Annotated in this window: 11 protein-coding genes; 8 read left to right on the top strand and 3 right to left on the bottom strand. The window is 70.5% G+C overall.

Annotation, left to right across the window (positions count from 1 at the left end):
• Nucleotides 1–40 precede the first annotated feature (40 nt).
• Entirely contained in the window at nucleotides 41–1,693 is a 1,653-nt protein-coding gene (locus ACZ49J_RS12490) for a GMC oxidoreductase (protein ID WP_467451486.1), read from the top strand.
• A 22-nt stretch (nucleotides 1,694–1,715) separates the two neighbouring features.
• On the opposite strand, the gene ACZ49J_RS12485 is transcribed toward ACZ49J_RS12490, so the two are convergent.
• Nucleotides 1,716–3,512 carry an AMP-dependent synthetase/ligase gene (locus ACZ49J_RS12485; RefSeq protein ID WP_467451485.1) on the bottom strand — a complete coding sequence of 599 codons (1,797 nt, stop codon included), beginning with the start codon at nucleotides 3,510–3,512 and terminating at the stop codon, nucleotides 1,716–1,718.
• 338 nt (nucleotides 3,513–3,850) lie between these two features.
• Between ACZ49J_RS12485 and ACZ49J_RS12480 the strand changes: the two genes are divergently transcribed.
• The 6 genes from ACZ49J_RS12480 (at nucleotide 3,851) to ACZ49J_RS12455 (ending at nucleotide 9,132) form a co-directional block, all read left to right on the top strand.
• Nucleotides 3,851–4,606, top strand: a complete 756-nt coding sequence (locus tag ACZ49J_RS12480) for a metallophosphoesterase family protein (RefSeq protein WP_467451574.1) — start codon at nucleotides 3,851–3,853, stop codon at nucleotides 4,604–4,606.
• A 154-nt stretch (nucleotides 4,607–4,760) separates the two neighbouring features.
• A complete protein-coding gene (locus ACZ49J_RS12475) occupies nucleotides 4,761–5,201 on the top strand; it encodes an SRPBCC family protein (protein ID WP_467451484.1) in 441 nt (146 codons plus the stop codon).
• Nucleotides 5,202–5,398: 197 nt separating this feature from the next.
• Nucleotides 5,399–6,586 (top strand): ArsA family ATPase, encoded by a 1,188-nt coding sequence (locus ACZ49J_RS12470; RefSeq protein WP_467451483.1) that lies wholly within the window; start codon nucleotides 5,399–5,401, stop codon nucleotides 6,584–6,586.
• A 57-nt stretch (nucleotides 6,587–6,643) separates the two neighbouring features.
• Nucleotides 6,644–7,132 carry a DUF5304 domain-containing protein gene (locus ACZ49J_RS12465; protein WP_467451482.1) on the top strand — a complete coding sequence of 163 codons (489 nt, stop codon included), beginning with the start codon at nucleotides 6,644–6,646 and terminating at the stop codon, nucleotides 7,130–7,132.
• A 139-nt stretch (nucleotides 7,133–7,271) separates the two neighbouring features.
• Complete coding sequence (locus ACZ49J_RS12460; RefSeq protein WP_467451481.1) at nucleotides 7,272–8,225, top strand: ROK family glucokinase; 954 nt, start codon at nucleotides 7,272–7,274, stop codon at nucleotides 8,223–8,225.
• A 148-nt stretch (nucleotides 8,226–8,373) separates the two neighbouring features.
• On the top strand, nucleotides 8,374–9,132 hold the full coding sequence (locus ACZ49J_RS12455; protein ID WP_467451480.1) for an endonuclease/exonuclease/phosphatase family protein: 759 nt from the start codon (nucleotides 8,374–8,376) through the stop codon (nucleotides 9,130–9,132).
• 18 nt (nucleotides 9,133–9,150) lie between these two features.
• On the opposite strand, the gene ACZ49J_RS12450 is transcribed toward ACZ49J_RS12455, so the two are convergent.
• Together ACZ49J_RS12450 and ACZ49J_RS12445 are read right to left on the bottom strand one after the other, a co-directional pair.
• Nucleotides 9,151–9,882 (bottom strand): hypothetical protein, encoded by a 732-nt coding sequence (locus ACZ49J_RS12450; RefSeq protein WP_467451479.1) that lies wholly within the window; start codon nucleotides 9,880–9,882, stop codon nucleotides 9,151–9,153.
• On the bottom strand, nucleotides 9,875–10,687 hold the full coding sequence (locus tag ACZ49J_RS12445; protein ID WP_467451478.1) for an alpha/beta hydrolase: 813 nt from the start codon (nucleotides 10,685–10,687) through the stop codon (nucleotides 9,875–9,877). The genes ACZ49J_RS12450 and ACZ49J_RS12445 overlap by 8 nt, the downstream gene beginning before the upstream one ends.
• A 362-nt stretch (nucleotides 10,688–11,049) precedes the next feature.
• Between ACZ49J_RS12445 and ACZ49J_RS12440 the strand changes: the two genes are divergently transcribed.
• Nucleotides 11,050–11,928: a lysophospholipid acyltransferase family protein gene (locus ACZ49J_RS12440; RefSeq protein WP_467451477.1), complete on the top strand. Its 879-nt coding sequence runs from the start codon at nucleotides 11,050–11,052 to the stop codon at nucleotides 11,926–11,928.
• The last annotated feature ends 71 nt before the right edge of the window (nucleotides 11,929–11,999 follow it).

Here is an 11,999-nt window from a genome sequence, read left to right as displayed (position 1 = left end):
ATCTCTGGTAATCATACGGGCGCCCGCGCATTCTGTGCGCATGACAGAGAATTTGACGCATCGTCACCTCTCGCGCCCTGTCCTCTCACGCCGCCGCGTTCTCGGTCTCGCCGCCCTGCAGTCGGCCGCGGCGCTCGGTCTCACCCGGGTCTCCCTGCAGTCCGCGCACGCCGTGGAGCCCGAGGCCGCCGACAACTCACCTGCCATCGTGGTCGGTTCCGGCTACGGCGCAGCCGTGGCCGCCCTGCGTCTCGGCCAGGCCGGCATCCGCACCCTCGTCATCGAGATGGGCCGGCTGTGGGACACCGCTGGCCCCGACGGGAAGGTGTTCTGCCCCACCAACGCGCCCGACAAGAGATCCATGTGGTTCCGGACCCGCACCGAGGCGCCGCTGGCCACCTTCCTGTGGCTGGACATCGTCAACCGCGACATCAGCCCCTACCCCGGCGTCCTGGACCGCGTCCGCTTCGCCGACATGTCCGTCTACGTGGGACGCGGCGTCGGAGGCGGCTCGCTGGTCAACGGCAGCATGGCCGTCACGCCCCTGAAGTCGTACTTCGCCGAGCAGTTCCCCACCGTCGACACCGCCGAGATGTACGGCACCTACTTCCCGCGCGCCCGCTCCATGCTCGGCGTCAACACGATCGACCCCACCTGGTTCGAGTCCACGGAGTGGTATCGCTTCACCCGGATCTCCCGCAAGCACGCCCAGAACGCCGGCCTGAAGACCACCTTCGTCCCGAGCGTCTACGACTTCGCCTACATGCAGCGCGAGGCCGCCGGCACCGCCACGAAGTCCGCCCTCGGGGCCGAGGTCATCTACGGCAACAACCACGGCAAGCGCAGCCTCGACAAGACCTACCTCGCCTCGGCGCTCGGCACCGGCAACGTCACGATCCACACCATGGAGCGGGCCCGGGGGATACGAAGAGCCGGTGACGGGACGTACGTCCTGACCGTCGACCGCATCGACGACACGGGCAAGGTCGTCGAGACCAAGGAGTACGGCTGCACCTACCTCTTCCTCGGCGCCGGCAGCGTCGGCACCACCGAACTCCTCGTCAGGGCAAGGGAGAAGGGCACCCTGCCCGCCCTGAACGCGAGCGTCGGCGGCGGCTGGGGCCCGAACGGCAACGTGATGCTCGGCCGCGCCAACCACCTCTGGGACACCGTAGGAGCGAACCAGTCCACCATGCCCGTCATGGGCATCGACGACTGGAGCAACACCGCCAACCCGGTCTTCGCCGAGATCGCCCCGCTGCCCACGGGCCTGGAGCACTGGGTCAGCCTCTACCTGGCGATCACCAAGAACCCCGAGCGCGCCTCGTTCACGTACGACTCCGCGACCGACTCGGCGAAGCTCGGCTGGAGCGCCACCCAGAGCGCGGTGTCTGTCTCCATGGCCAAGAAGCTGTTCGACCGGATCAATTCGGCCAACTCCACGATCTACCGCTACGACCTGTTCGGCTCGTCCAGCAAGGTCTTCGCCGACGACTTCACGTACCACCCGCTCGGCGGCTGCGTGCTGGGGAAGGCGACCGACAACTACGGGCGGGTGAAGGGGTATTCCAAGCTGTACGTCACGGACGGCTCGCTGGTGCCCGGGTCGATCGGGGTCAACCCGTTCGTGACGATCACCGCGCTCGCGGAACGGACGATGGCGCGGGTCCTGGCCGAGGACACCGCGCCATGAGGAGCCGAACCGGGACGGGCACTCAGCCCTGGTAGATCGCCTCGATCTCGTCCGAGAAATCCTTCGCCACCACGTTGCGCTTGAGCTTCAGCGACGGCGTGAGGTGGCCCGAGTCCTCGGTGAACTGGGAGGACAGAATGCGGAACTTCCGCACCGATTCCGCCTTCGACACCGCGGCGTTGCCGTCGTCGATCGCGGCCTGGATCGCCGCGTTCAGGTCCGCGTCCCCGGCCAGCGACGCCGCGGTGGAGCCCGCCGGCTTGCCGTGCTCGGTTGCCCAGCGGCCCAGGAACTCCTCGTCGATGGTGACCAGCGCGCCCACGAACGGCCGCCCGTCGCCCACCACCATGCACTCCGCGACCAGCGCGTGCGCGCGGATGCGGTCCTCGATCACGGCCGGGGCGACGTTCTTGCCGCCCGCGGTGACGATGATCTCCTTCTTGCGGCCGGTGATCCTGAGGTAGCCGTCCTCGTCGAGGGTGCCGATGTCACCGGTGTGGAACCAGCCGTCGGCCAGCGCCTCCTCGGTCGCGCCCGGGTTGTTCCAGTACTCCTTGAACAGGTGCTCGCCGTGCAGCAGCACCTCGCCGTCGTCGGCGATGCGGACCACCGAACCCGGCAGCGGCTGGCCGACCGTGCCGATCTTCTGCCGGTCCCAGGGGTTGAAGGCGGTCGCCGCACAGGACTCGGTCAGGCCGTAGCCCTCCAGCACCGTGAAGCCGATCCCGCGGAAGAAGTGACCGAGGCGCTCACCCAGCGGCGCGCCGCCGGAGATGGCGTACTCGCCCTTGCCGCCGAGTACGGCCCGCAACTTGCTGTAGACGAGCGCGTCGAACACCTTGTGCTTGATCTTCAGCCCGAGCGACGGACCGGACGGGGTGTCCAGGGCCTTGCTGTACGCGATGGCCGCGTCCGCCGCCTTGTCGAAGATCCTGCCCTTGCCGTCGGCCTGCGCCTTGGCGCGCGCCGAGTTGTAGACCTTCTCGAAGACGCGCGGCACACCCAGGATCAGCGTGGGCCGGAACGAGGCCAGCTCGTCGGTGAGGTTCTTGATGTCCGGGACGGTGCCCAGCTTGATCGGCGCCATCATCGGCGCGACCTGCACCAGACGTCCGAAGACGTGCGCGAGCGGCAGGAAGAGGAGCACCGAGCACTCACCGGTACGGAACAGCGGACGCAGCCGCTCCACGATGTTCCCGCACTCGGCGAAGAAACTCCGGTGGGTGAGCACGCAGCCCTTCGGGCGGCCGGTCGTGCCCGAGGTGTAGACGATCGTCGCCGGGTCGTCGGCCTTGGCCAGCGAGCTGCGCTCCTCGACCGTCTGGTCGGTCACGTCACGGCCCAGGCGGCCCAGTTCCTCGACGGCCCCCGCCTCGATCTGCCAGACGTGCTTGAGGGCCGGCAGCCGGTCGCGTACGGACTCGACGGCAGCGGCGTGGCTGTCCAGCTCCACGACGCAGGCGGTCGCGCCCGAGTCGCTGAGGATCCACTGCACCTGCTCCGGCGAGCTGGTCTCGTACACGGGCACGGTGATCGCGCCCGCGGACCAGATCGCGAAGTCGAACAGGGTCCACTCGTAGCGGGTTCGGGACATCAGCCCGACCCGGTCGCCCGGCTGCACACCCGAGGCGATGAGCCCCTTCGCGGCGGCCCGCACCTCGGCCAGGAAGGTGGCGGCGGTGACGTCCTGCCAGGCGCCTCCCACCTTGCGGGCGATCACGGCGACCTCGGGCTGCTGCGCGGCGTTTCTCCGGACGATGTCGGTGAGATTGCCGTCCGTGGGGACCTCGTACAAAGCCGGAAGGCTGAACTCGCGCAAGACTGCTGCTCCTCATAGGGCGCCGGCGCCCGACTCCGTGTGGTGCGAAGGTCGGTCCAGGACTCGGGCAGGTGCTCTCTCAGATTCACTTGTTGAAATCCTGAGCACAACTGGACTGCCCGGACGTTACCCGCCGGTATGCCTCCTACGACAGAGGGCCGGACGAGATGTTTTCTCCGTCACATGTCCTGGGCTTTCCTTGGCGCACAGTAGTCCACGGAATTCGCAACTGGCCAGTAACCACAGGTCCGGCCACCTCTGTTCACGTTTGCGCCACGGCCGTACGCTTGATCACCATGGCGCCTACACCGGTCGGAAACAGCAGGACGCGCATCCATGTGGTCAGCGACGTGCACGGCAACGCACGCGACCTGGCCCGAGCGGGTGAGGGAGCCGACGCCCTGGTCTGTCTCGGTGACCTGGTGCTCTTTCTCGACTACGCCGACCACTCGCGCGGCATCTTCCCCGACCTGTTCGGCGTCGAGAACGCCGACCGGATCGTCGAGCTGCGCACCGCCCGCCGCTTCGAGGAGGCCCGCGCGCTCGGTGCCCGCCTGTGGGCCGGGATCGGCTCGGACCGGGCCGCCGTGATCGAGAAGGCGGTACGCAAGCAGTACGCCGAGCTCTTCGCCGCGTTCCCCGCCCCGACGTACGCCACCTACGGCAATGTCGACATGCCGGCCCTGTGGCCGGAGTACGCCGGACCGGGCACGACGGTCCTGGACGGCGAGCGCGTGGAGATCGGAGGGTGGGTCTTCGGATTCGTGGGGGGAGGGCTGAGGACTCCGATGCGCACGCCGTACGAGATCAGCGACGAGGAGTACGCGGCGAAGATCGAGGCCGTCGGGGAGGTGGACGTCCTGTGCACCCACATCCCGCCGGAAGTGCCGGAACTGGTGTACGACACGGTGGCGCGCCGCTTCGAGAGGGGCAGTCGGGCCCTGCTGGACGCGATCCGGCGCACCCGCCCCCGCTACTCGCTCTTCGGCCACGTCCACCAGCCCCTGGTGCGGCGGATGCGGATCGGAGCGACCGAGTGCGTGAACGTCGGCCACTTCGCCGGAAGCGGGAAGCCGTGGGTGCTTCAGTGGTGAACCCCAGGTCGGGTGACGATGCCCAGGCGGTCGCGCGGTAGCCTTAGGGCCTGTGCTGAGTTCCCCGCCTGCGCCCCGACGCCACAGGCCCTGACGCTGCACAGGCGTGCATACCACCCTCCCTCACCGGACCGCATCTGGAGGAGCCACGGCGATGGCGGAACACACCAGTTCGAGCATCACGATCGAGGCGGCACCGGCCGACGTCATGGGCGTGATCGCCGACTTCGTCCGCTACCCGGACTGGACGGGCGAGGTGAAGGAGGCGGAGGTCCTCAAGACCGACGACCAGGGCCGCGCCGAGCAGGTCCGTCTCGTCATGGACGCGGGCGCGATCAAGGACGACCAGGTCCTCGGCTACACCTGGACCGGCGACCACGAGGTCTCCTGGACCCTGGTCAAGTCCCAGATGCTCCGCTCCCTCGACGGCTCCTACATCCTCAAGCCGGCGGGCGCCGGCGCGACCGAGGTGACCTACCAGCTCACGGTCGACGTGAAGATCCCCATGCTCGGCATGATCAAGCGCAAGGCGGAGAAGGTCATCATCGACCGGGCGCTGGCGGGCCTGAAGAAGAGGGTGGAGTCAGGGGCGTAGCCCCGACAGGGCCGCGGGGCTGTATCGACATGCGGCTCCGCCGCGGGCGCGCCCCTGAAAGGGGCGCGGGGCTGTATCGATATGCGGCTCCGCCGCGGGGGCGCGACAAGCCACAACGAGACCCGTAGCCGCACACGGACAGGAACCCGGCAGACGAGACGCACCCAGCCCCTCCCTGGAGGGTACGGTGCACCTCTATGCGCACCATCCTGATCACCGGCCAGGGCGGCACCGGTCGCACCACCATCGCCGCGGCCACCGCCCTGAACGCCGCCCGCGAGGGCACCCGCACCCTCGTCCTCAGCGCCGACCGCACCGACACCCTCGGCGCGATACTCGGCGTCCCCACGGGCGCCGACCCGGTGCAGGCGGCCCCCCGGCTCACCGTGTGGCGCCCGGACGCGGCGGAGGACTTCCGCGAGGACCTGGTCGCCTTCCAGGAGCGGGCCACCTCCGTCCTGGACCTCCTCGGCGCCTCCCGTCTCGACGCCGAGGAACTCACCCCGCTGCCCGGAGCCGAGGAGCTCGCCCTCCTGCGCGCCCTGCGCGACGCGGTGTTCTCCGAGGCGTACGACCTGCTCGTCGTCGACCTGCCCCCGAGCCCGCAGGCACTCGCGATGCTCGGCCTCCCCGAGGAACTCCGCCGCTACCTGCGCCGCCTGCTGCCCCCGGAGCGCCAGGCGGCCCGCGCCCTGCGTCCCGTGCTCGGCCGCCTCGCCGGCGTGCCGATGCCGGCGGAGTGGCTCTACGACACGGCCGCCCGCTGGGACATCGAGCTGGCCGCCGTGCAGTCGGTCCTCGAGGAGCGGTCCACGACCGCGATCCTGGTCGCCGAACCGGGACCCAGCGGCACCGACCACGTGCGCACCGCCACCGTCGGCCTCGCCCTGCGCGGCCTGCGCGTCGACGCGCTCGTCGCCAACCGCGTCCTGCCCCACACCACGCACGACACCTGGCTCGTCGGCCTCATCGCGCAGCAGCGCAAGGCCCTGGAGGACTGGCGGGACGCGTACGGCGGCCGGCAGGGCGTCCACGAGGTCGCCCACCTCGGCAGCGACCCCCGCGGCGCCGACGACCTGGCCGCGCTCGACGTGCCCGGCGTCAACCCGGACCCCTCCCCGGTCGAGTGGCCCGTCACCGGACGGCCCGCCGACGACGGCGGCAGGGTCTTCGTCTGGCACATCCCGCTGCCCGGCGCGATACGCGAGGAACTGGACCTCATCCGCCGGGGCGACGAACTCGTCGTCACGGCCGGGCAGTTCCGCCGGATCATCCAGCTCCCGTCGGCCCTGCGCCGCTGCACCGTGGACGGCGCGTCCCTGCGCGAGGGCGATCTCGGGATCCGGTTCGCTCCCGACCCGGAGCTGTGGCCCGGGGAACGGTGAACGCCGTACCGCCGTTCGGGTAACGTCGAAGGTACGAACCGTAGGCAGGAGTCCGCCATGAGCGAAGAGCGCCCCACGTCCGACGCCGCTCGTCAGAAGGCTCAGGACGAGGCGGTCGAGGACGTGCACGTCACGGACCCGGATGCCTGGGCGACGGCGTGCGAGGAGGACCTCGCCGCGGAGAAGGCCCGGCGCCGCGCCCAGTACGGGCCGCCCCCGGGCTCGGCCGCCGAGGAGCTGCGCAAGCTGGTCGACGCCGTCGCCGACAAGCTGTCCGGCATCCAGTCACCGCTGTTCGGCGTGGTCGCCTCCGGCACGGCCCAGCAGATGCTGAACCAGGCCGTCCGGCAGGCCAAGGCCGCCGTCGAACCCGTCATCGAACGCAACCCCGACGTCTTCGACCACCTGGCCGCCGCCGGCTCCGAGCTGCTCGCCGCGTACCGCTCCGCGGTGGAGGGCCAGGAGCGGCGCTGGACCAGCCGTGAACCGGGCCGCCGGGACAAGGGCGAGGACCCCGGGCCCGGCGAACGCATCGACCTGGACTGACGCGTCAACGGGGACTGACGTGTCCCCTCGTCGAGGCCCTGCTGCCCGGTTCCCGTCCGCCCCACGGACGACGAGAGCCTGACGGCAGGGCCTCGGGTACGGTTGGCCGTAGCGGGGCTCGACCGAAACTGAGGGATTCATGGGACTCACCATCGGCGTCGACATCGGCGGCACGAAGATCGCGGCCGGTGTGGTCGACGAGGAAGGCAGCATCCTCTCGACCCACAAGGTGCCGACTCCGGGCACGCCCGAGGCCATCGTGGACGCCATCGCCGCCGCCGTCGAGGGCGCCCGTGCCGGACACGAGATCGTCGGCGTGGGCATCGGTGCCGCCGGATACGTCAACCGCCAGCGCTCCACGGTCTACTTCGCTCCCAACATCGACTGGCGTCAGGAGCCACTGAAGGAGAAGGTCGAGGCACGCGTCCACCTGCCGGTCGTCGTGGAGAACGACGCGAACGCGGCGGCGTGGGGCGAGTACAAGTTCGGCGCCGGCAAGGGCCACCGCAACGTCATCTGCATCACGCTCGGCACCGGCCTCGGCGGCGGCATCATCATCGGCAACAAGCTGCGCCGCGGGCACTTCGGCGTGGCCGCCGAGTTCGGCCACATCCGCATGGTCCCGGACGGCCTGCTGTGCGGCTGCGGCTCCCAGGGCTGCTGGGAGCAGTACGCGTCGGGGCGCGCCCTCGTCCGCTACGCCAAGCAGCGCGCCAACGCGACCCCCGAGAACGCCGAGATCCTGCTCAGCCTCGGCGACGGCACCCCCGAGGGCATCGAGGGCAAGCACATCTCCATGGCGGCCCGCCAGGGCGACCCGGTGGCCGTCGACTCCTACCGTGAGCTGGCCCGCTGGGCCGGCGCCGGCCTCGCGGACCTGGCCTCCCTCTTCGACCCGTCCGCCTTCATCGTGGGCGGCGGCCTCTCGGACGAGGGCGAGCTGGTCCTCGACCCGATCCGCAAGTCCTACAAGCGGTGGCTCGTGGGCGGCAACTGGCGCCCGGTGGCCGACGTGATCGCCGCCCGGCTCGGCAACGAAGCGGGCCTGGTGGGCGCGGCGGACCTGGCCCGCCAGCCGGACCCGACCATGTGAGGGGTCATGAGGCACGTGGGGTTCCCGGCGCCCCGTCAGGGGCGCGGGGAACTGCGCGAACAACCACGACGGACGTGCAGCCGCGAACGGACACATCATCCCGAGCTGGCAGGCGCTCCCACCCCAGGTCCGACGTACATTGATCTGCATGCCGACGTCGCCCCCACCGCTACCCAACTCCGGCACTGAGCCCGACGGTTCCGCCGTCATCCGCGTCCTCAGCTACAACATCCGCTCGATGCGCGACGACACCGCCGCCCTCGCCCGAGTGATCACCGCCTGCGCCCCCGACCTGGTCCTCCTCCAGGAAGCCCCCCGCTTCTTCCGCTGGCGCAAGAAACTCGCACGGCTGGCCGCGGCCTCGGGCCTCGTCACCCTCACGGGCGGCGCCACCGCCTCCGGCCCCGCACTGCTGTGCTCCCTGCGGGCGACGGTCGAACGCACCGAGGACGTACTCCTTCCCCTCACCCCCGGCCTGCACCGGCGCGGCTTCGCGACGGCGGTCGTACGGTTCGGGGACGCCCGGCTCGGCGTCCTCAGCTGTCACCTGAGTCTGCGGAAGGACGAGCGGTACGAGCAGGGCGGCATGCTCCTGGACCGGCTCGCCGGGATGGGGGTGGAGCACGCCGTCGCGGGCGGCGACCTGAACGAACGCCCGAGCGGCCGCACGTTCCGCCGCCTCACCGCCGGCCTCCAGGACTGCTGGTCCGTCGCCCCCTGGGGCGCCGAGTACACCTTCACCCCCACCGACCCGCACCAGCGCATCGACGCGATCCTCGCCACGCACGGCATCGGGGTGCTGGGCTGCGGAGTACCCGTCGGCCATCCCGGAGTCACGGAGAGCGACCTGAGGGCGGCCACGGACCACCTGCCGGTCCTGGCCGCCCTCCGAGTGCCCGCGAGCTAGTCGTCCCCGGCCCGGGGCTCAGACGACCGCGCCGCGCCCCGGATCGTCGTCGTCCTCGTCGTCGCCCTTCATGCGCATCACCAGCGTGGCGAAGCCGCCGAGGAAGCCGCCGATACCGAGGGTGGCCAGCCACCAGGTCATGTCCCAGCCGAGCAGGACGGCGAGCAGAAGCAGGACGGGTCCGCCGATCACCGCGAGCCAGGCGAACTTGGCCGTCGTGTCGGCCGCGGGCAGCGGGGGCGGCTCGGGCGGCACGAAGTGGCCCTCGTCGTCCTCACCGAAGTCGTCCTCGCTCGGCTCCGGCGCCCGGTAGTCGCGCGGTCCGCCGCCGACACCGGGCGCGAAGGCGATGGAACTGCCCAGCGGCTTGGTGGCCGAGGGCCCGGCCTCGTCGGTGGACTCGTCCGCCGGCTTGCCGGAGCCCTTGTTCAAGCCCTTGTCCGAGCTCACGTCGGACGAGGTGCCGGACGGCTTCTCGGGAGGCTTGCGGGCCGACTCGCCCGTGGAGCCGTCCGTGGTGTCGTCCGGGGTGTCGTCCGGGGTGTCGTCCGGCTCGGACTCCAGCAGCGCCAGGTCCTCCACCGAGCGGAACGGCCGGGCACCGGGCGGGTCCGGGGGCTCCTCGCCGTACCCGGCGACGATCGCCCGCCACGCGGCGTCCTCGTCGAACGGCACGTGCTGCTCCTCGCCCGACTCGCCGGGGGGCGCGCCCTTCTCCTCCGGCTCGCGCTCGGAGTCGTGCTCAGCCACCAGTGGCCGTCCCTTCCTGTGTGCCCACCTGTCCCGCACCGGTCGTGTCCTCGCCGGTGCCGGACGCGAGCCGGGCGATGAACGCGTAGCTCTCCTCGAAGATCCGCTCCGCGTCATTGTCCAACGTCGCCACGTGATAGCTCTGTTCCAGCAGGATCTCCGTGACATCCGTGGACGACACCCGGCTGAGGATGCGCGCGGAGTCGGCCGGCGGCACCACGTGGTCCTCGGGGCTGCGCAGCAGCAGCATCGGCTGGGTCACCTGGGGGAGCTCGCCGTCGACGATCCGGAAGAAGTTCCGCAGGGAGTGCGCCGCGTGGAGCGGGACCCGGTCGTAGCCGACCTCGACGCCGCCCTCCTTCTTGATGTCGCTGGTCAGGCCCTGCGTCGTCCGCACGAGGTGACGGAGCACGGGAAGGGCGTACGCGGACAGGCCGTGCACCTTGTTCGCCGGGTTGACGACCACGATGCCGGAGATGCCGTCTCCGTGCTTGGCGGCCAGCCGGAGGGTCAGCGCGCCGCCCATGGACAGGCCGAACACGAACACCTGTGCGCAGCGCTCGCGCAGAGCGCGCAGCTCCCGGTCCACCTCCGCGTACCAGTCCTGCCAGCCGGTGAGCTGCATGTCCTCCCAGCGCGTGCCGTGGCCGGGCAGGAGTGGCAGGGCGACGGTCAGACCACGCTCGGCGAGGTACTCGGCCCAGGGGCGCAGGGACTGCGGGGAACCGGTGAAGCCGTGGCAGAGGAGGACGCCGACCTCCCCGCCCTCGTGGCGGTAGGGCTCGGCTCCAGGAAGGACCGGCACGTCGGTCTCCTGTTCGGTGAGGTAAGGACCGGGATCGACGAAGAGAACGAAATCAACGACAAGGACGACAAGGACGGCAAGGGCGACAACAACGGCAAGGACGGCAAGAAAGGAACACCAAGAGGTCTCACGGGCCTCACGTCTGAGGCTGGCGGGCTTCGAGGTGTACTTCACCGTACGCGACGGCACTGACACCGACCAGGCCCTTCGGCCACTCGGCCCGTATGCCCACCGTCCCCGCGCGACGCCCGGCGGAACCATCCCGGGGCCGCCGCCCGCAGGGCCCGCAGGGGCCTTTGACGGTGCTCCGGGTTAAAGTCTGATCTACAGATACAGGAGGCAATCGGTTGTTGTACGGCGCGATGAAGGTCGCTGTTGGGGGACCGCTGAAGGTCGCCTTCAGGCCCTGGGTGGAAGGCCTGGAGAACGTTCCGGCAGAGGGCCCCGCGATCCTGGCGAGCAACCACCTGTCCTTCTCGGACTCGTTCTTCCTGCCCGCGGTCCTCGACCGCAAGGTCACCTTCATCGCGAAGGCGGAGTACTTCACCACGCCCGGTGTGAAGGGCCGCCTGACCGCCGCCTTCTTCAAGGGCGTGGGCCAGCTCCCGGTGGACCGCTCCGGCGCGCGCGGCGCGGGTGAGGCGGCGATCAGGAGCGGTATCGAGGTCCTCGAACGCGGCGAGCTGTTCGGTATCTACCCGGAGGGCACCCGCTCGCCCGACGGCCGCCTCTACCGGGGCAAGCCCGGCGGCCTCGCGCGCGTGGCCCTCGCCACCGGAGCGCCGGTCATCCCGGTCGCGATGATCGACACGGAGAAGATCCAGCCGCCGGGAAAGGTCATGCCCAAGCTGATGCGGCCGGGCATCCGCATCGGCAAGCCGCTGGACTTCCGCCGGTACCAGGGCATGGAGCACGACCGTTTCGTGCTCCGCGCGGTGACCGACGAGGTCATGTACGAAATCATGAAGCTCTCCGGCCAGGAGTACGTCGACATCTACGCGACCGCCGCCAAGCGGCAGATCGCGGAGGCGGCGAAGGCGGAGAAGCAGGCCGGCAAGGTAGCCGGCAAGGCGGACAGGGCGGCGAAGGCGGCGCTGGCCAAGGCCGAGAAGGACCAGGCGGAGAAGGAACGGTCCGAGAAGGAAACGGCCGAGAAGGAACGGGCCGAGAGGGAACAGGCGCAGCAGGAGCGAGAGCAGGAGCAGGAGCAGGCGCGGCGGGAGCAGCGGTCCGACTCCTAGAGCAGTCCGACTCCTGGACAGACGCTCGCGCCGGGGGTGGGGTGGGCGAGTGAGCCGAGGGGCGTGAGCGT

This window comes from Streptomyces sp. NPDC030840 (assembly GCF_055572015.1).
Note: the sequence above shows the minus strand (reverse complement) of the source record. Positions and strands in the feature narration are given on the sequence as shown.

Excerpts from the sequence above, each read along its gene's own strand:
- ACZ49J_RS12455 (WP_467451480.1), top strand. The coding sequence starts at position 8,374 with ATGCCGACGTCGCCCCCACCGCTACCCAACTCCGGCACTGAGCCCGAC.
- ACZ49J_RS12440 (WP_467451477.1), top strand. The coding sequence starts at position 11,050 with ATGAAGGTCGCTGTTGGGGGACCGCTGAAGGTCGCCTTCAGGCCCTGG.
- ACZ49J_RS12490 (WP_467451486.1), top strand. The coding sequence starts at position 41 with ATGACAGAGAATTTGACGCATCGTCACCTCTCGCGCCCTGTCCTCTCA.
- ACZ49J_RS12465 (WP_467451482.1), top strand. The coding sequence starts at position 6,644 with ATGAGCGAAGAGCGCCCCACGTCCGACGCCGCTCGTCAGAAGGCTCAG.
- ACZ49J_RS12470 (WP_467451483.1), top strand. The coding sequence starts at position 5,399 with ATGCGCACCATCCTGATCACCGGCCAGGGCGGCACCGGTCGCACCACC.
- ACZ49J_RS12475 (WP_467451484.1), top strand. The coding sequence starts at position 4,761 with ATGGCGGAACACACCAGTTCGAGCATCACGATCGAGGCGGCACCGGCC.
- ACZ49J_RS12460 (WP_467451481.1), top strand. The coding sequence starts at position 7,272 with ATGGGACTCACCATCGGCGTCGACATCGGCGGCACGAAGATCGCGGCC.